Genomic DNA, 20,205 nt, shown 5'->3' on the forward strand with positions numbered 1-20,205 from the left:
ACCCGATCTACCCTATCGGGTTTGTAAGGTGGATAAGCGACAGCGCCGTCCACCTTACAAAACCCTTTACGCTAATGCCTTGCTGATTTTCTCAAACAGATCGCCGGACAGATTCTCCAGCCCTTTTAGCTGTTCCAGCGCCGCGCGCATCATTTCCTGACGCTTCTCATCATAGCGTTTCAGACGAATCAACGGTTCGATCAGGCGAGAAGCCACCTGCGGATTACGACAGTTCAGCTCGCTGAGCATTTCCACCATAAACTGGTAACCGCTGCCGTCCTCCGCGTGGAAGGCCGCCGGGTTGCCCGCCGCAAAAGCGCCGATCAGAGAACGGATGCGGTTCGGGTTGCCGAGGCTGAACGAACGATGATTCAACAGTTCGCGTACTTTACTCAGCGTATCCGCCGCCGGACTGGTCGCCTGCAGAACAAACCACTTGTCCATTACCAGACCGTCCTGATGCCACTTCTCATCATACTTCGCCAGCAGCTCTTCACGGCACGGTAATTGCGCGGCAACGGCGGCTGACAGCGCAGCGATGGCATCGGTCATATTATCCGCCGCGTCATACTGCGCGCGCACCAGCTGCTCGGCCAGCTCTTGCTCACCAAACGCCAGATAACGCAGGCAGGTGTTACGCAGGGTACGTTTGCCGATGTCCGCATGCTCAACGCGATAGGCGTCGAGCCTGTTGGCGTTGTAGATAACGAGGAACTCATCCGCTAATTCCGTTGCCAGCGTGCGGGTCAGCGCTTCGTGAACCTCGGCGATAGCGCCCGGATCGATCTGCTGGAACAGCTCGGCAATTTCATTCTGCGAAGGCAGCGTGAGGATTTCAGCGGCCAGGGCCGGATCTATCGCCTCATCAAGCAAAATAGCGCGGAAAGCATCGGCCACGTGCAGCGGCAGTGACAGTGGCTGCTTCTGCTGGCTACGGTTAACGTTCAGCTTGATGTGGGTCGCCAGCAGGCTTTGCGCCGCGTCCCAACGGGAGAAATCGTTGCGGGCGTAGCGCATCAGGAAGGTCAGTTGCTGATCGCTCCAGTTATATTCCAGTTTTACGGGCGCTGAGAACTCACGCAGCAGCGATGGCACCGGCTGGAAATAAACGTTATCAAAGACAAACGTCTGCTCGGCCTGGGTCACATTCAGCACATGATGGACCGGGTGACCGCCTTTTTGCAGCGGGATAACTTTGCCTTCGTTGTCATAGAGTTCAATATCGAACGGAATATGCAACGGCTGTTTTTCCTGCTGCTCCGCGGTTGGCGGCGTCATCTGGCTGATGGTAAGCGTGTACTGTTCGGTTTCCGGGTTGTAGTCATCACGCACGCTGACGACTGGCGTACCGGCCTGGCTGTACCAGCGGCGGAAATGGGACAGGTCGACGTTGGAGGCGTCTTCCATCGCCTGCACGAAATCGTCGCAGGTCGCGGCGCTACCGTCATGACGCTCGAAGTAAAGCTGCATGCCTTTCTGGAAGTTCTCTTCGCCAAGCAACGTGTGCAGCATGCGAATCACTTCTGAACCTTTCTCATACACGGTCAGCGTGTAGAAATTGTTCATTTCAATGACTTTTTCCGGGCGGATCGGGTGCGCCATCGGGCTTGCGTCTTCGGCAAACTGCATCGCGCGCATGGTGCGCACGTTCTGAATGCGGTTAACGGCCCGCGAGCCGAGATCCGAGCTGAATTCCTGATCGCGGAAAACGGTCAGGCCTTCTTTAAGGCTCAGCTGGAACCAGTCGCGACAGGTCACGCGGTTGCCGGTCCAGTTGTGGAAATATTCGTGGCCGATAACGCGTTCGATATCAAGGTAGTCTTTGTCGGTGGCTGTTTCTGCACGCGCAAGCACGTATTTAGAGTTAAAGATGTTAAGGCCTTTGTTCTCCATCGCGCCCATGTTGAAGAAGTCCACAGCGACAACCATATAGATGTCGAGATCGTATTCCAGGCCGAAGCGGGTTTCGTCCCACTTCATGGACGCCTTCAGCGAGGTCATCGCCCAGCCGGCGCGGTCCAGATTGCCGCGATCGACAAACAGTTCCAGCGCAACATCGCGGCCAGAGCGCGTTTTAAAGCTATCGCGCAGCACGTCGAAATCACCGGCTACCAGCGCAAACAGATAGCAAGGTTTCGGGAACGGATCCTGCCACTGCACCCAGTGGCGCCCATTTTCCAGCTCCCCTTCAGCAATGCGGTTACCGTTGGAGAGCAGATATGGATATTTCGTTTTATCGGCAATCAGTTTGGTGGTGAAGCGCGCGAGCACGTCCGGGCGGTCCAGGTACCAGGTAATATGGCGGAAACCTTCGGCCTCGCACTGGGTGCAAAGCGCCTCGCCTGACTGGTACAACCCTTCAAGCGCGGTATTTGCCGCCGGGCTAATTTCATTGACGATGGTCAACAAGAAATTCTCCGGCAGCTGTTCAAGCACCAGCGCGCCTTCCTGCAGGGAATAATGCTCCCAGGCCTTGCCGTCCACGTGAACGCTGACCAGGGTAAGGTCGCCACCCTCAAGACGTAGAGGAGCCTGAGCTGCGCCCTGGCGGCTTACTTTGCTGATGGCGGTGACCAGGGTTTTTGTGGCATCCAGGTCAAAGGTCAAATCGATGTCGCTAATCGTGTAATCCGGCGCACGGTAGTCGTGGCGGTATTTGGCTTGTGGCTGTTGTGTCATAAAAAACCTTATACATCATCCGTAAGTTATCGGCATTCAGTCTATTCCTGTTGCGTTAATGTTGCCACGCAGAATCATCATCTTTTCCGGGCTAATCACGCTGTTTGCTACATTTTTGTAACATGGGCTTATGCAAGGTCTGGTGCAAAAGTCGGCTAACAAGCAAAAGAAGATGTGTCGCTCTTCGCCTTTTTATATTGCCGACAGGAAAATACAGCACTTGCTGATGTCATTAGCCTCCCGCAGAAATTGGTCTAAACTGAATTAGCGTTAAGCAAACTTCTATGTCCAGCCATACAAGGATGACTTTTATGAAAAAAATTGCTGTAGTTACCTCTCTTCTGATCTCTGCTATCTCCTTTGGTGCCTTTGCTGCCGATCAGGTTTCCAAAGATGAAGTTACCCACTTCAAGCTTGTCAAAGTGGGCAGCGTCAGCGTTTCACAGAGCGGCGGAGCGATTTCATCCCCATCCGATCTGCACGATAAACTTTCAGATTTAGCAGATGAAAAAGGTGGCAAGTACTACCATATCGTTGCTGCGCGTGAGCATGGTTCTAATTTCGAAGCAGTGGCTAATGTCTACAAAGATGCCGACAAATAAACTCTGATTTAAGCCTGCAAAACCACGCCTTGTTGCGTGGTTTTTTATCTCCCCGCCGGAAGCAATGGAGAAATAATTATATTTAACTTCAAGGAGTTAACTAAGAACCCGCCACATAACTATACCCTGCGGCACGAATTGCTCTCGACCCGAATTCACCCTTGTGTTGTGATCCGGGTTTAATAAACAGATAATCAGGGTATACTCCTGCGTCTTTATCTGCTTCTAGCCCTTGATGGAAACGCTCCTGTGAGAGGATGCTGCAACGCGCCATGACACGACACGCTTCCCCGATTTTGCAAACGCTTCTGGATACTGACGCCTATAAGCTTCATATGCAGCAGGCGGTATTCCACCGTTATTATGACGTGAGCGTCGCGGCCGAGTTTCGCTGCCGCGGTGACGATCTGCTGGGCATTTATGCAGATGCAATCCGTCAACAGGTCGACAATATGCAACGCCTCGCGCTAAGCGCCGAGGAATTCGTCTGGCTTGAGGGGCTTCCTTTCTTTGAAGCAGATTATCTCGCCTGGCTGCGTACTTTCCGCTACGACCCCACGCAGGTTGAAATCACTAATAATGAAGGCCACCTGGATATTCGCCTGACCGGCCCGTGGCGTGAAGTTATCATGTGGGAAGTGCCGCTGCTGGCCGTGATCAGTGAAGTGGTGCATCAGCATCGCTCGCCGGCCGTTACGCCGCAGATGGCGCTGGCGCATCTGGAAAGCAAGCTGCTGCAGTTCAAAGAACTGACGGCGGATGTCAATTTGTCTTCATTCCATCTGATGGACTTCGGTACACGGCGTCGCTTCTCCCGTGAAGTTCAGGAGGCCATCGTTGGTCGCCTGCGACAGGAGCCCTGGTTTGTCGGCACCAGCAATTACGATCTGGCGCGTCGCCTGAACCTGACGCCGATGGGTACGCAAGCTCACGAATGGTTCCAGGCGCATCAGCAAATCAGCCCGGTGCTTGCCAATAGCCAGCGCGCGGCGCTTCAGGCCTGGCTGGATGAATATCCGGATCGATTGGGCATCGCTCTTACCGACTGCATTACTATGGACGCCTTTCTGCGCGACTTTGGCCCCGAGTTTGCCCGGCAGTATCAAGGGTTACGCCACGACTCCGGTGACCCGTTTGAATGGGGTGAAAAAGCCATTGCGCATTATGAAAACCTGGGTATTGACCCAATGAGCAAGGTGCTGGTTTTCTCCGATAACCTGGATTTACCAAAAGCCGTTGAGCTTTATAAGCATTTTGCTTCACGCATCAATCTGAGCTTCGGAATTGGCACACGCCTGACGTGCGATATCCCACAGGTGAAACCGCTGAATATCGTTATCAAGCTGGTGGAGTGCAACGGTAAACCCGTAGCAAAACTTTCTGACAGCCCCGGCAAAACCATTTGCCATGATAAAGCGTTCGTGCGCGCCCTGCGTAAAGCCTTCGATTTGCCGCTGGTAAAAAAAGCCAGCTGAATCAAATAAGGCCTGTAAATTATATTTGTTTGGTTTACGGGCCTCTCTTCCTCTTTATTTCTTCAAACGAATGCGATTTCCGCTTGTCTGACGGCGCGCGACAGGTAACATAGATATCCCCCCGTTGTGGGTAATTATTTTTTGTCATTGACCATTTAATAGAGAGAAAACTATGAGCGTTGTGCCTGTAGCCGACGTACTCCAGGGCCGCGTCGCCGTTGACAGTGAAGTCACCGTGCGCGGATGGGTGCGTACTCGAAGAGATTCAAAAGCTGGTATCTCCTTCCTCGCCGTCTATGACGGTTCCTGCTTCTCTCCTGTACAGGCCGTCATCAATAATTCTCTGCCCAATTACAGTGAAGACGTGCTGCGCCTGACTACCGGTTGCTCCGTCGTCGTCACGGGTAAGGTGGTGGAATCTCTTGGTCAGGGCCAGAGCTTTGAAATCCAGGCGACCAGCGTAGAAGTCACCGGCTGGGTGGACGATCCGGATACTTATCCGATGGCGGCAAAGCGTCACAGCATCGAATATCTGCGCGAAGTTGCACACCTGCGCCCGCGCACCAACATGATAGGCGCGGTTGCACGCGTTCGTCATACGCTGGCGCAGGCGCTGCATCGCTTCTTCCATGAAAACGGCTATTTCTGGGTTTCCACCCCGCTGATTACCGCATCCGACACCGAAGGCGCCGGTGAAATGTTCCGCGTTTCAACGCTCGATCTCGAAAACCTGCCGCGTACCGATGCAGGTAAAATCGACTTCGACAAAGACTTCTTCGGTAAAGAAGCGTTCCTGACCGTATCCGGCCAGCTGAACGGCGAAACCTATGCGTGTGCGCTGTCTAAGGTTTATACCTTTGGCCCAACGTTCCGCGCAGAAAATTCCAACACCAGCCGCCACCTGGCGGAGTTCTGGATGCTGGAGCCAGAGGTGGCCTTCGCAAGCCTGGACGACGTCGCGGGTCTGGCAGAGGCGATGCTGAAATATGTCTTTAAGGCCGTGCTGGACGAACGCATGGACGACATGCAGTTCTTCGCAGAACGCGTAGATAAAGACGCGGTTGAGCGTCTGCAACGTTTCATTGAGGCCGACTTCGCCCAGGTAGACTACACCGATGCTGTCGCTATCCTTGAGAAATGCGGCCAGAAGTTCGAAAACCCGGTTTACTGGGGCGTCGACCTCTCTTCCGAACATGAACGTTACCTTGCTGAGCAACACTTCAAAGCGCCGGTAGTGGTGAAAAACTATCCGAAAGACATTAAGGCCTTCTACATGCGCCTTAACGAAGACGGCAAGACCGTTGCCGCCATGGACGTATTAGCCCCGGGCATCGGTGAAATCATCGGTGGTTCTCAGCGTGAAGAGCGGCTGGATGTGCTGGACGCGCGCATGGCTGAAATGGGTCTGAACAAAGAAGACTACTGGTGGTACCGCGATCTGCGTCGCTACGGCACCGTGCCACATTCCGGCTTCGGTCTCGGCTTTGAGCGTCTGATAGCTTATGTTACCGGGGTGCAGAACGTTCGTGACGTGATTCCGTTCCCGCGTACGCCACGTAACGCAAGCTTCTAAAGTAGCCGTTTTAACTAAGGCCAGCATCGCTGGCCTCTTTTTTATTCATTTTACAAAGGTTGTTTTTCTTCAACAGAAGTTAAACAAATGTATGTTTCAACCCCGTCCAGCCTTCTCTCCGTAACGAAATATCTCTGTGACATAATTGGGCACAAAATAAGCCAGATTTTTACTGGGGTTTTTCTAAAAGCATTTGCTTAGCATATTTGTACGAAAGCTGCACAGATGTCTGGACATCCAAAAAAGTAACAAAAAATCTGCAAAAGTAAACGAAACGTAACGCATTTTTTGCTTTATGCGGATTAAACATAAGTAATTCATATATATAAGTTAGGGGTAGCTAATAAATTGACCAAAGCCAATTGAAATTTGAGGTGGTTCACAAAGTTCCCTTAAATACATATTTAGTTACACATATTTTCTTTTGGTTACTTAGTTTAGACATTTGTAGCACTTTCAGGCTAGCGAAACGGTTTCATGGATGGAAAGATGCCAGACAGATACAGAAAGACACCAAACTCTCATCAATAGTTCCGTAAAGAATTATTGACGGCAGTGGCAGGTGTTCATAAAAAACCAATGAGGGTAATAAATAATGATGAAGCGCAATATTCTGGCAGTGGTTATTCCTGCTCTGCTGGTAGCCGGCGCAGCTAACGCTGCAGAAATCTATAACAAAGACGGCAACAAAGTTGACCTCTACGGTAAAGCGGTAGGTCTGCATTATTTCTCCAAAGACAACGGTAGCAACGCATACGCCAGTAACGGTGACCAGACTTATGCTCGTCTGGGCTTCAAAGGCGAAACTCAAATTAACGACCAGCTGACCGGTTACGGCCAGTGGGAATACCAGTTTACCGGCAGCAGCTCTGAAGGCGGTTCTGATGCGCAGTCTGGTAACAAAACCCGTCTGGCCTTTGCCGGTCTGAAATTCGGCGACGCAGGCTCCTTCGACTACGGTCGTAACTACGGTCTGGTTTATGACGCAATCGGTATCACCGATATGCTGCCAGAGTTCGGCGGCGACACAGGTGCGAGCGATAACTTCTTCGCTGGCCGTAACGGTGGCCTTGCAACTTACCGTAACAGCGACTTCTTCGGTCTGGTTGAAGGTCTGAACTTCGGCGTACAGTACCTGGGCAAAAACGAGCGCACAGATAACCCGGGCCGTTCAAACGGCGACGGTTGGGCAACCTCTTTAAGCTATGAATTTGAAGGCTTCGGTATCGTTGGTGGCTACGGCGCAGCAGACCGTACCAACGCTCAAGAAGCAATGGCTCTTGGCAACGGTGAGAGAGCGGAACAGTGGGCGGCTGGCCTGAAATACGATGCGAACAACATCTATCTGGCGGCTATCTACGGTGAAACCCGCAACGCAACTCGTATCACGAATAGCACTGGCACAGATCCAATCAGCGGCTTCGCTAACAAAACTCAGGACTTCTCCGTAGTTGCACAGTACCAGTTCGACTTCGGCCTGCGTCCATCCATCGCTTACTACAAATCTAAAGCGAAAGACGTTGAAGGTGTAGGCAGTGCTGATTACCTCAACTACATCGAAGTTGGCGCAACTTACTACTTCAACAAAAACATGTCCACCTATGTTGATTACATCATCAACCAGATCGACAGCGACAACGCGCTGGGGCTTGGTTCTGATGATACCGTTGCAGTGGGTATCGTTTACCAGTTCTAATTATTCGACGGCTTATGCGTCTGAATATAAGAAAAACAGGGCCTCGGCCCTGTTTTTTTACGCCTGAAAAGCGAAAACATTCAGCTTGTGAAGCCGGTTGTTTCTTTTTGTCGCAAACGGTTGGCATTTGTGAAAACAGCGGTTAACCTGAGAGCGTTTCTCCCTCGATATCACAATGGAACCTTGTCATGTTTGAGAACATTACCGCTGCCCCTGCTGATCCAATTCTTGGCCTGGCCGATCTGTTTCGTGCCGACGACCGCCCGACCAAAATTAACCTCGGCATTGGGGTTTATAAGGATGAGACTGGTAAAACGCCGGTGCTGACCAGCGTTAAAAAAGCAGAAGCTTATCTGCTGGAAAATGAAAATACTAAAAACTACCTGGGCATAGATGGTATTCCCGAGTTTGGTCGCTGCACCCAGGAACTGCTGTTTGGCAAAGGTAACGCAATCAGCGCAGCCAAACGCGCGCGCACGGCGCAAACCCCAGGCGGCACCGGCGCGCTTCGCGTAGCGGCTGATTTCCTGGCGAAAAACACCGCAACCAAACGCGTATGGGTAAGTAATCCAAGCTGGCCAAATCATAAAGGCGTGTTTAACTCCGCCGGTCTGGAAGTTTGCGAATATGACTATTACAACGCCGAACACCACGCTCTGAACTTCGACGGTCTGGTAAGCAGCCTGCAGGCGGCACAGGCGGATGACGTTGTGTTGTTCCACGGTTGCTGCCATAACCCAACCGGTATCGATCCTACTTTAGAGCAGTGGCAGACGCTTGCGAAAATGTCGCAGGAAAAAGGCTGGCTGCCGCTGTTTGATTTTGCCTATCAGGGCTTTGCCCGTGGCCTGGAAGAAGATGCGGAAGGCCTGCGCGTCTTCGCAGCCACTCACAAAGAGCTGATTGTCGCCAGCTCCTACTCCAAGAACTTCGGCCTGTATAACGAGCGCGTAGGCGCCTGTACGCTGGTCGCTTCGGATGCAGATACCGTTGACCGTGCGTTCAGCCAGATGAAATCCGTGATCCGCGCAAACTACTCTAACCCGCCGGCGCACGGGGCCGCCGTTGTGGCAACTATCCTGAGCAACGACGCCCTGCGTACGCTCTGGGAGCAGGAGCTGACCGATATGCGTCAACGCATTCACCGCATGCGTCAGCTTTTTGTTAGCACGCTGCAGGAAAAAGGCGCAAATCGTGACTTTAGCTTTATCATCAATCAGAACGGGATGTTCTCGTTTAGCGGCCTGACCAAAGAACAGGTTCTGCGCCTGCGCGAAGAGTTTGGCGTGTACGCGGTGGCTTCTGGCCGTGTCAACGTTGCGGGGATGACGCCTGACAATATGGCGCCACTGTGCGAAGCGATTGTTGCTGTTCTTTAGTTTAAGAGTAAAAAAAGAGCCGCGTTAAGCGGCTCTTATCTTTTACCAGACCGGCAGTTCATCCTGCAAAAAAGGATTGTGTAAACGCTCATAACCCAGCGTGGAAAGCGGGCCATGGCCTGGAATAAAGGTTACGTCATCGCCCAGCGGTAACAGCTTACGCTTAATCGAATCGATAAGCGCCGCATGGTCGCCCTGTGGGAAATCGCTGCGTCCTACCCCGCCTTTGAAGACCACATCTCCGGAAACCAGCAGTTTAGCCTTGTCGTCAAAGAAAACGATATGCCCCGGCGTGTGCCCCGGACAATGTAATACCTGTAGGGTCACCTTCCCGACGGATACGGTTTCCCCTTCTTCAAGCCAGCGATCTGGCGTCAGCGGCAGGCATTCATCAAGGCCAAACATCCGGCTTTGCGCAGGTAGCCCTTGCAGCCAAAAATCATCTGCTTTTTCTGGCCCAACAATCGGCACCCCGTAATGTGCGGCCAGTTCTGCGGCGGCGCCAACGTGATCAAGATGACCATGAGTTAACAGGATCTGGCTTACCGTTACGCCTTTTGCCGCCGCTTCACGGATAATTTTTTGCGCTTCACCGCCTGGATCCACCACCGCGGCCTGCAGGGTTTCTTCGCACCAGATTAAAGAACAGTTCTGGGCAAAGGCCGTTACCGGAATAATGTGATAATTCATGCTGCTCCATTACCGGCAACGCGCGCCGGATTCCGTTGTTTTACCAGTGCCGTACTGGCCCGGTATCAATATGCACAAAGTTGCTGCTTGGGTAATATCCTACACCACCTGAGCGCAGAGATAATGCAGCTTTGCGTATATTGCTTAACGAAATCCCTTCAATATGGAAATCCATTGCCTGCCCTTTGGTGTGGTAGCTTTTTTTCGCCACTCCACTGCTATGAGCGCGCAATTCATTGTTAGTGTTAAGGGAGCGGTAACCGGAGATAAGCTGCACGGGTTTGTTCGTTCCTAACAGTCCCTGCAAACGATAAAGCTGATCAAACAGCCCGGGATCGATGGCCTTAACTTTGTTCGCGCGAAAATCACGGAAGAAATGGTTAAGCCTGGCTAATTCATCCTGAATATAGCTTTTACCATCAAAGAACTCAGCTTTTAGCGTCTCACCGGTGTGGAGATTATTAAGAGTTAAAACGCGCGGGCGCGGTGTCGAGAGGGTTGCAAACGCTTGCGTAGGTAACAGAGCGGCACCCAAAGCCACGCTGCCCAACGCCAGCAGCTTGCGGCGATTAGCGTCAAATTTGTCCATGATGTCCAGGTCTACAGGTAAAAAAATGGTCGAATAATATGCACTTCTGGCGCACTGCCCGCACCTTAACCGTCAAATAACCTTGAGTCAAGGCGCTGTAAAACCCAGCTAAACCGGGCCCTGCGAGGGACCCGGCTGGGTATTACATTACTTACGACCACTAATTCATTAGTATTACTGCACTTACCTGATTAACTGCCCGGCTTTTGCCAGGATTTGTGCGCCCGATCGCGCGGCGAGATCGTAATTGTAAATATCTGTACGAAACTGCGTACGTCCGTCTTTGCCGACAAAAGCGGTCAGATAATAGAGGTTAACCGGAATTGTTTGCCGAATGTTGACGTACTTAGTACTGCCGTCTTTTAGCTGACCTGAAATTCGCGTGTCGTTCCAGCCTGCATCCTGCAGCAGCATATTTGCCAGCTCGGAGGCTTTATTGACGCGAACACAGCCGGAACTCAGCGCCCGCGCATCCTTCCGGAACAGATTGTGATTCGGCGTATCGTGAAGATAGATAGCATCAGAACTCGGCATATTAAATTTGTAACGTCCTAACGAGTTCTGCGTTCCGGGTTTCTGCTGGAAACGGAACGGTAAATTGCTGGCGGTAATGGTTTGCCAGTCGACACGCCAGGGATCGATGGCTTCTGCATTGTTGCTCCAGCCGCGCAGCACGCTATAACCATGGCGGTCCAGATAGCCGGGGTCCTGGCGAACTTTCGGTAGAATATCGTTACGCGCCAGCGTATTTGGCACATTCCACGGCGGGTTAACCACCACGTTATTCAGCGCGCTGCTCATCATCGGCGTTTTACGATCCGGCCGTCCGACAATAACGCGGGATGCCAGCGCTTCGCTGCCGTCCAGGTAGTACACCAGAGAATAGTTCGGAATGTTCACCATGATGCCGGTATCGAGCTTGTTCGGCAGCAGGCGTAAACGTTGAATATTCAAAGCCACAAGCGAAGCCCGCTGTTGTGGCGTAACGTTTAGCCAGTCACGGGTTAATGGCCCAATTGCGCCATCCGCCCCCAGCCCTTGCCATTTTTGAAAGCGCTTTACGCCCTCAATCAGTTCACGGTTATAAGCGCTGCGTACCGCGGCGGAAGATTTTTTCTTCGGGCCGGCAGCAACGCCCGGTACTTTCCCCTCACCTTCATCATTTATCGCCGACGGGCTAACCACGGCCGCGGTCTGCGTATTATTACTATCGTCACCAGGTAATGGAATTGCCGGGTCGGCCTGCAGCATGCCGCTTCTGGCAAGGATTTCGCGCAGCGCAGGCACATCTTTACTCCATTGCCCTGGGCGAAGCGTCTCTTTACCGGTTAGCTGCGGCCACGGACGCGTATCCCCCAACAGATGCACCAGAGACTGATGCATCCGGGCATATTGCGGATGCTGCGGTGCCAGGGTAGCGATAAAGCTGGCTAACGTCCCCCGATCGACAGCTACCTGCCACTGGTTAATGACCGATAAAGGCGCAGTCTGCATTTTGTAAGGCGTGGTGCTATATAACCAGCGGTTCCCTTCGGTGGGAATGCCGGAAACAAACTGCAGGTAGCCCATCATGGCATCGGAGAGCACGATATCGCGCGCCATACCGGTCACGCCAGGATCGGTCAGCAGTTCGACCCAGGTAGTGAATTGAGGCTGGATACCCGCAATGGCCAGCTCCGCCAGCTGCTGCTGGAAAGCCTGCACCGCATCGCGGTTTTCCCACATCGGCTTCATGTCTCGTGCAGCATAGAAGGCTGAAAGCGCATTAAGGTAGATGGGCGCGTATCCCGCAGGCAGCTGGGAGAGCAGCTGTGAGCGGCTCTGCGCGGCGGACATTGAGGCTGAATCAAGCGACAGGGTGCCGGTCAGCATCGCTGTCGCGCTGGACTGCGCTAACGGCTGCTCAAGCGCCGTAGGTTGCTCTGCCGTCACGGCGGAGCTGTCGGAAGGAACCACAGCAGGCTCTTGCTCTTGCGCCTGTACCGTAAACAGCGGAGCCAGACCGAGCGCCAGGCAATACCCTATGGCCGACACTCTAAAACCGTGCATTTTCATAAGCAACATCCTTTGCCCCCTGTTTTACCGTTTATCGTAACCAGCGTTTCGCCTGGTTCTTTTAACAGTATATAAACAGTAAAAACCAATTACCCGTATAAATGTAAAGAAAAATAAAGCTTAAGAAATTTCCGGATCAAAAAAGCGGGCCGTAGCCCGCGGTTGAACAGAGAATAAAAACGGGTCAGAGAATCTCTGCCGTATTCGGTAACGCTTCCGGTAGCGGTGGGGCAAAACCTCGCAGGCCTACAACGTGCACATGCTCGTGATTGTTAAAGACCTTACGAACCAGCTTATAAGTGGTTCCTTTTTCCGGGCTGATATTTTCCGGCGCCGCAATAATTAACTGCATTTCAAGCCGCTCGCACAGCTCAAACAGCGTGGCGATTGATCTGGCATCCAGACGCGCCGCTTCATCAAGGAACAGCAGACGGCAAGGCGAGATATCTTTGCCACGCAGGCGGCGCGATTCATCTTCCCAACTCTGCACCACCATTACCAGAATCGACATCCCGGTACCGATAGCTTCACCCGTAGAAAGCGCACCGCTTTCCGCGCGCAGCCAGCCATCCGTACCACGGTTAACTTCCACTTCCATCTCAAGATAGTTGCGGTAGTCCAGCAGCTCTTCACCAATGGTCTGCGGCGTGCGCTGGCCCATATCAATTTGCGGATTCAGACGCTGATACAGCTTCGCCAGCGCTTCGGAGAAGCTCAGACGGTTGCTGTTAAACAGATCCTGGTGCTGCTCATGCTGCTCAGACAGGACATTCAGCAAAGTGGCATGCGCTTCGCGCACGTTTACGTTCAGGCGAACGCTGTTTACCTGGCCGAAGGAGACGTTTTGCAGCCCCTGGTTCAGCATGCGGATGCGGTTCTGTTCGCGCTGTATGGTTTTACGAATAATATTCGCCACGCTGCGGGAACTGATCGCCAGCTTCTGCTCACGCGAGGTCAGTTCTTCAGTCAGACGACCCAGTTCGATTTCCATCTGCTCAATGGCTTCAACCGGATCGTCGGTACGGATAATATCCTGACGGATACGCTCGCGCAGATGCTGATAAACCGCCACGAAGAACTGGATTTTACGCTCAGGACGTTTTGGATCTTCCGACATACGCAGCACATCGCGTAAATGTTCATTATCCGCCACCGCCAGACGCAGCGCGCCCAGCGCCTTATCTGACATAGAGCGCAGCTCATCGCCGGACTGATAAGCCAGCTCGCGGCGGTGCAGACGACGTTCTACGCCATTGTCTTTCACCATACGCATTACCGCACACCAGCCCGCTTTCGCCGTCACCACCTGCTCGCGCATATCGAAATAACTGCGTTCCAGTTGCTTAAGCTTGCGGGTCAGGTTGTTCATTTCCGCTTCGCAGTAGGTTAGCGCTTTTTCGAGCTGATTACGGCGGGAGCGGTTATTGCTCAGCGCGGTATGCAATTCATCGCGACGAAGACGGGCACGCTCTTCTGCGCCGGTATCCGCACGCACGCCGATGTCCCGCAGCTCTTTATGCAGATCGTTGAGCAGTTCTTTCTTGGTATCGAAAGAGCTTTTCAGCGAGGCCATTAGCTGGCTGAACTGGCTGAGCTGCTGTGCGTGAGAGCGAAGCGCCTCGCGGGAGCGGGTACGCTCTGCTTCTGCCTGTTCCAGCCGACGGCGCAGCTTCTCGTTCAGATCGCTGTTGCCGTCCAGCATCGCTGCCGAATCGGAATAGCTGAAGTGGGTCCGACGCTGCACCACTTCCGTCAACGCAAACGCCTGTTGGCGCGCATCGCGCTGGATCTGCTGCGCATACTGATAGTCTTCTTTTAACTGCTCAAACTGTTCCGGGTCGCTTTGCAATACCGAAGCCACGGCTTCGAGTTTGGCCAGTTGGTTGCCATGTTGATGGATAAAGCGCGCCGCTTCTTCGGCTTCCATCAGGCGCTCGCGAATTTCATCGCAGCGGTCTGCCAGCGTCTCGTCGTTTAACAGGCTGACGCGCGGCAGCAGGCGGTTTAGCTGCGCAACGCCCTCTTTTGCCAGCTCGAACTGCTGGCGCTGCTGCTGATTCTCGTTTTCGTGATTGCTGATGGCGCGTTCAATTTCACCGCGACGGGCGTTGAGCTGGCGGATTTCTTCTTCAGGATCTTCGTCAAACGCTACGCCCAGATGCTGGCCGATAAAGCGGCTGAACGACTGGTGCAATCGCTGGGATTTCTGTACGTCAAACGAGAGCGTGGCGAAACGCTCCGCCAGCGTCTCACGCTCGGCATGCAGGTTTTCGAGACGATTTTCACGCGCCGCACGGCCAAACAGCGGCAGTTCAGGCAGACGGGAATAACGCCACTGGCGCTCGGCGGTTTTCACCAGCACCGCAGCGTCCATCTCTTCCACGGTGAAAACGCTGTCGTCGAAGGAAGACGGGTCTCCTTCAATCAAATAAAGATCTTCCGGGCACTCTTCCAGGTTCTCAAGCTGGTCGCGCACCAGCGACAAATCCGGTACGACGATAGCGTGGCGGGATGGACCGTACAGCGCCGAGAAGTATGGCGCGTCATCCAGGCTGATATCGTCGTAGATCTCTGATAACAGCACGCCACCAAAACGTTCAGCCAGCGCGTTCAGACGCGGGTCTTCGGCACCGCCCGGCTGGCTCAGACGCTCGATTTCTTCGTCGATGGCACGCTTGCGGGCGCCGACTTCATCGCGTTCTACCGTGACGTCACGCTCGCGTTCAAGAAGTTGCTGCATGTATTCAGTCACATGCTGGCTGCTTTCAAACGCTTCGTTACTCTGCTCGCAAAGCTGGTTAAGGCTGGTTTGCGCCGCAAGCCAGACCGGCGCGCGCAGGGAAAGGCGTTTGATACGCGCCTGAATTTGTTCCTGCTCCTGTCGCAGAGAAACACGCTGTTCGCTGGCTTCTGACACGCTCTGTTGCAGCGACGCGATGCGTTCTTCCAGCTCTTCGTGCAGCGTTTCGAGCTCTGTAGGATCGAAGCGTTTGCCCTGACGTTTGCAGAAGTCAGCCAGCAGACGCTCGGCTTCCTGCTGCTCACGCAGACGCTGTTCAAGTTCATTAAGACGCATGCGCAAAGGCTGAACTTGCTCAGTGAGATGACGCTGGTTGTTGCTGTCGCGCAGCAGTTCACGCGCGGCTTCCCAGGCTTCGCTGCGGCTCACCGGCCCGCTGATTGCCGTGACAAGCTGGTAAGCATGTTCAAACTGGCTGTGCGCCGTTTGCGCCACGCTCATTTTCTGTTCCAGCGTCAGCAGTTTTTCCGTGGCTTCCTGCTCTTTGGCCTGGAAGGTTTCCAGCCATTCGTCTGCGCTCTCTGCGGTTAAATCCGGCAGATGGCAGACCGCGCGCGCGCGTTCCAGCGCCTGCAAAGCCTGCTGATACTGTATTGCACGCGTCTGCTGCACGTCCAGCGCCTGCTGGTAGTCGGCAAGCTGGCTTTTCAGCTCGTCCACTTCCAGCTCCGCGGCTTCCGCACGCGCTTCGTTCTCTTCCTGCTGTTCGTGGGCTTCGGCTACGATTTCGTTCTGCTCTTCGAGGCGCATTTGCAGCTCGTCGAGGTCGGATTCATAACGTTCAATTTTTTCCTGCTGACGGATAGCCGTCTGCACCAGGCTCAGGTGATCGCTGGCGGCCTGGTAATCTATTTCCAGACTGCCTTCCGCCCCGCTGTGCTCGGCCAGCTCACGCGCCATATCAACGTGTTTAAACTGCTCCGCAGCCAGCTGTTTGCGGCTAAGGTGCAGTTCACGGCGGAATTCGAGCGCTTTATCCAGATGAATGCGGCGTTCGTTGGCGTGACGCATATAGTCCGCCGCCACGTAATCCGTGGCTTCGGAAATCAGATGCTTGAACAGATCGCGATCGGACTGGGTCACGCGAATGGCTTCCAGCGTCATGCGGTTTTCCCGCAGCGCGGCTTCCATATCCTGGAAAGCTTTGCGCACGCCGCTGTTTTCTGGCAGCAGATAGTCGCGTAAAGAGCGGGTGATGGCGCTGGAAATGCCGCCGTAAAGCGAGGCTTCAATCAGGCGATAGTATTTACTACGGTCCGAGGCGCTGCGCAGACGACGCGCCACGATACCCAGATCGAACATTAAAGAATGATAATCGGTGATGGAGTTGAACTGCTTAAACTGGACGCCTTCAATGGCTTCCACTTTGTCTTTTAGCTCCTGCAGGCTCAGCACGCGCGCCTGACGTTCATTAAGCGTTTCTGTCAGCAACTGCGTCGGCTGGATAGAGGTTGGCAGCCCCTGAATAGCAAAAGGTTTGATATCTACTTTACGGTCGCGGCCTGCAACCTGTTGCAGGCGCACGCCGACCACCACGCGCTGATGGCGAGAGTTGATGACATCCAGCGTTGAATAACAAACGCCCGCTTTTAACTTACCGTGCAGGCCCTTGTCACGTGAGCCGGACGTGGCGCCTGCTTCGGTGGTGTTACGGAAATGCAGCAGCGTTAAATCCGGGATTAACGCCGTAACGAATGCCGCCATGGTGGTGGATTTACCGGCGCCGTTGCCGCCCGAAAGCGTGGTAACCAGCTCATCTAAATCAAAGGTGCGCGCGAAGAAACCGTTCCAGTTAATCAGCGTTAGCGAGCGAAACTTTCCGCGTTCAATCATTCCTGTTCATCCTCCGCGTTATCCTGGGCGTTCTGTGGCTCGTCGATTTCATCGTTGAGTTGCAAGCGAGTTTCAACGGACATCGCCTCTCCGTCGCGAATCATACGTAGCTGCGCTTCACGTGGATCGTCACCGGCACGCACATCGGCACCGAAGCGGAATACCGATTCGGTAATGCGGAACTTGCTGCTGTCGTGGCCCATAAACCAAATCATGCCGAGGCGGCGCAGGCGCGTCAGTGAAGCGCGCACTTTTTCCTGCAGCTTTTGCCTGTCGACATCCGAGCCGGTAGAACGGTTGTTCACAAGCTTCAACAGCTTGCTTTCGTCTGCCAGCGTCAGCAGTTCGTCGTAGAGTTCCTGCTGCGTGAAGATACCTTCGTTCGCCAGGCGTTCCGGGCTGAGATAGAGGTAGCAGAGAATTTTGCCGACCATCATATCCAGCTCGGACAGCACCGAGCGCGGGATAAGCGTGGTGGAACGCGGGCGCAGATAGAAGAAACCTTCCGGCGCGCGAATTAGCTCCACGTTATAGCGAGCGTAGAACTCTTCCAGGTCTTCCTGGAAATCCATCAAAAAGGCATGATTATCCAGCTCGTCGAGACCAATGTGCCGGCCTGCGCGTAGCTGGCTGTCGAGCGCCGGGAATAACGGGTTTGCCAACGCCTGTGCCAGCTTAACCGGCATCGATTTTTCAATATTTATTGATGACATGCGCCTGTACCTTGGCTCCGTAATCGTTAATTGCCTGCCACTGAGGCGGCAGGCCGGTAAAGTCTGCTTCAGCCACACCGAGACGCACCGCCTGGTCGACCACGATTCGTGCCACATCAAAATGACGCGCGCGCGGATATTGGGTTAAATAGTCCTTCATCACCACGCCTAAATCCAGCGGCAATTGTCTGGATTTGTAGACCTCCAGGGCCGCTTCAATCATCGCCGCCAGCTGTTCACGGATTTCGTTAAACTCTTCGAATTCGAGGTCCGTTGGCAGCTCGCCGGTGACTTCTTCATCGCGGAGCGTCATCTCTTCATCACGCATATCGAGCAGACGATCGGCGCTGGCATAGGTCAGTGCCCACGGAGCGTCGAAATAATTTTGCACCGATACGCGCAGGCGCTGGGCAAAGACGCGGTTTTTATCCATGTCGATGGCGGTACGAATGAACTTATGCACGTGGCGGTCGTAGCCGATCCACAGATCGATAGCCTGCTGGCCCCAGCTGATAATGCGGTCCAGCTTGCTTTGCAGATCGAAGACCAGGCGATCGACAAAATGCAGGTCGTCGCGTCCCATCGTAGCGTCCTGGATACGCAACAAGTTCGCCTGTAACTTATCACCGGCGGCTTCAAGGGTGTCCTGCAGTTCGCGCAGGGTGCCGGAAGTTTCAGACAGTAAAAGTTCACAGCTTGAGATAGCCGCGCGCCAGTCTTTATTCAGCAACTGTGCAATATCGTCTTTAACCTGCTGCTGCTGCTCATCCATGATGCGCTGGGTGAGATCGATGCTGTCGAAAATCTCCGCGACGGAGTATTTGAGCGGCGCAAAAACGTTGCGATGCCAGTGGAACTCATCGCCGTTTTCATCGGCGGCATCGGCGGCACGCTTAAGTTCACCGGCGACGATTGAGAGCTGCATCGACAGGCGCAGCGTGGAGAATTCGCGCTGGCGAATGTAATAGTCGGTAATACCAATCCCCAGCGGCGTGAGACGATAGATCGAATTTCCTTCGTGGATCTCGCTGGTAAAGCGGTTGAGCAGACGCTGGCGCACCATATCGTTGATGGCGTTATTTGCGCGTACGTTGATGGTTTCGGTGGTTTGCTCGAACCCATCGCTCACGTGGCGGAAGGCGTCTACCAGTTCCCCTTCGCTCATCTCGCCGTCCAGCCTTTCACCGTTTAAGGTGGCAATCGTCAACAGGAATGTCAGACGTTCGGTTGGCAGCGAGATGGCGAAATCATTTTTCCGGGCCCAGGCAACCAGTTCAGGTACCGTCTGGGAAACATCACTCATAATTTTTCCTTGGCTCAAGCGGCTTGATGGCTGTCACGTGGATATAGCGGCCGAGGCTAAGAAAAGGCTCCTGCCGGCAATAACGCGTTTCAAGTTCAAGCAAATCGTCAAAACCATCACGTTGTTTTTGCTTGTCGCGCAGGTAATCATGGAATACCCGCACACCGGTTTTTCCGGTAATCTGCCAGCCAATTTGCTCCAGCCAGTGATAAACCTGTTCTGGCTGTAGCGGATTGTCAGGCGAAAGCGTCTTCTTCTTATTCTTTTTCATTCCCTGAAGAACATATTCAAAGTTCCCCACGAACATGTTTCGCATCAGCAGGCCGTTCGCATTGTAAAACATCAGCGATAACGCCCCGCCCGGTGCCAGGCACTCCCAGAGCGACTGCAGCACGGCCTGCGGGTTAACAACCCATTCCAGCACCGCGTGAAACAATATCAGATCGACCGGCCTTTCCAAATGTTGACCAATCTCCTGGGCTGCGGAATGTACAAAATGCATGTTCTCGCTCACATCTTTTTCAACGGCCGTCAGCCGGGCGCGGGCGATCATCTCAGCGGAAACATCACACAGTATGACGTCGTGACCCAGCTCAGCCATACGACAGCCCGTTTGCCCTTCGCCGCCGCCCGCGTCCAGCACTCGCAGCTTCGGCGCCAGGGTAGCCAGCAGAGCATTAAGATCCTGCCACAGGATAGCCTGGCGCAGCAGGCCTTTGGTGGTGCCATAGATGTTGCGTGAGAACTTCTCGGCAATGTCATCAAAATTGCGGTCACGCACGGGTACTACTCCACAGCCTTTAAGGGTCAGTTTCAGA

Annotated in this window: 13 protein-coding genes; 5 read left to right on the forward strand and 8 right to left on the reverse strand. The window is 53.7% G+C overall.

Features of this window, described 5'->3' with window-relative positions:
* Window positions 1-66: 66 nt before the first annotated feature.
* Entirely contained in the window at window positions 67-2,679 is a 2,613-nt protein-coding gene (pepN, locus tag E2L00_RS06020) for an aminopeptidase N (RefSeq protein WP_167608398.1), read from the reverse strand.
* Window positions 2,680-2,990: 311 nt separating this feature from the next.
* On the opposite strand from pepN, the gene E2L00_RS06025 reads away from it, so the two are divergent.
* The 5 genes from E2L00_RS06025 (at window position 2,991) to E2L00_RS06045 (ending at window position 9,404) form a co-directional block, all read left to right on the forward strand.
* Window positions 2,991-3,281, forward strand: a complete 291-nt coding sequence (locus E2L00_RS06025) for a YdgH/BhsA/McbA family protein (protein ID WP_167608401.1) — start codon at window positions 2,991-2,993, stop codon at window positions 3,279-3,281.
* A 272-nt stretch (window positions 3,282-3,553) separates the two neighbouring features.
* The gene (pncB, locus tag E2L00_RS06030; RefSeq protein ID WP_167608404.1) at window positions 3,554-4,756 is read left to right on the forward strand and encodes a nicotinate phosphoribosyltransferase; all 1,203 of its coding nucleotides are present in this window, start codon (window positions 3,554-3,556) and stop codon (window positions 4,754-4,756) included.
* Between the two features lie 172 nt (window positions 4,757-4,928).
* Entirely contained in the window at window positions 4,929-6,329 is a 1,401-nt protein-coding gene (gene asnS / locus E2L00_RS06035) for an asparagine--tRNA ligase (RefSeq protein WP_167608407.1), read from the forward strand.
* Between the two features lie 595 nt (window positions 6,330-6,924).
* Window positions 6,925-8,025 (forward strand): porin OmpF, encoded by a 1,101-nt coding sequence (ompF, locus tag E2L00_RS06040; RefSeq protein WP_275940753.1) that lies wholly within the window; start codon window positions 6,925-6,927, stop codon window positions 8,023-8,025.
* 188 nt (window positions 8,026-8,213) lie between these two features.
* Window positions 8,214-9,404, forward strand: a complete 1,191-nt coding sequence (locus tag E2L00_RS06045) for an amino acid aminotransferase (RefSeq protein WP_167608410.1) — start codon at window positions 8,214-8,216, stop codon at window positions 9,402-9,404.
* A gap of 42 nt (window positions 9,405-9,446) precedes the next feature.
* Here E2L00_RS06045 and E2L00_RS06050 read toward each other — a convergent pair whose 3' ends face one another.
* The 7 genes from E2L00_RS06050 to cmoM all read right to left on the reverse strand — a co-directional run bounded on the left by E2L00_RS06050 (window position 9,447) and on the right by cmoM (window position 20,168).
* A complete protein-coding gene (locus tag E2L00_RS06050) occupies window positions 9,447-10,094 on the reverse strand; it encodes an MBL fold metallo-hydrolase (RefSeq protein ID WP_167608413.1) in 648 nt (215 codons plus the stop codon).
* Window positions 10,095-10,134: 40 nt separating this feature from the next.
* Entirely contained in the window at window positions 10,135-10,683 is a 549-nt protein-coding gene (gene mepK / locus E2L00_RS06055; RefSeq protein WP_167608416.1) for a peptidoglycan L,D-endopeptidase MepK, read from the reverse strand.
* A 183-nt stretch (window positions 10,684-10,866) separates the two neighbouring features.
* Window positions 10,867-12,747 carry a L,D-transpeptidase gene (gene ldtD, locus E2L00_RS06060; protein ID WP_167608419.1) on the reverse strand — a complete coding sequence of 627 codons (1,881 nt, stop codon included), beginning with the start codon at window positions 12,745-12,747 and terminating at the stop codon, window positions 10,867-10,869.
* A gap of 175 nt (window positions 12,748-12,922) precedes the next feature.
* Window positions 12,923-17,371: a chromosome partition protein MukB gene (gene mukB, locus E2L00_RS06065; protein WP_167608422.1), complete on the reverse strand. Its 4,449-nt coding sequence runs from the start codon at window positions 17,369-17,371 to the stop codon at window positions 12,923-12,925.
* Window positions 17,368-18,084, reverse strand: coding sequence for a chromosome partition protein MukE (mukE, locus tag E2L00_RS06070; protein WP_167608425.1), 717 nt, complete (start codon window positions 18,082-18,084; stop codon window positions 17,368-17,370). The genes mukB and mukE overlap by 4 nt, the downstream gene beginning before the upstream one ends.
* The gene (mukF, locus tag E2L00_RS06075) at window positions 18,065-19,387 is read right to left on the reverse strand and encodes a chromosome partition protein MukF (protein WP_167608428.1); all 1,323 of its coding nucleotides are present in this window, start codon (window positions 19,385-19,387) and stop codon (window positions 18,065-18,067) included. Before mukF ends, mukE begins: the two co-directional genes overlap by 20 nt.
* Window positions 19,380-20,168, reverse strand: coding sequence for a tRNA uridine 5-oxyacetic acid(34) methyltransferase CmoM (cmoM, locus tag E2L00_RS06080; protein WP_167608431.1), 789 nt, complete (start codon window positions 20,166-20,168; stop codon window positions 19,380-19,382). The genes mukF and cmoM overlap by 8 nt, the downstream gene beginning before the upstream one ends.
* Window positions 20,169-20,205 lie beyond the last annotated feature (37 nt).

Origin of the sequence: Cedecea colo, assembly GCF_011808225.1 — a bacterium.
Lineage (GTDB): Bacteria > Pseudomonadota > Gammaproteobacteria > Enterobacterales > Enterobacteriaceae > Dryocola > Dryocola colo.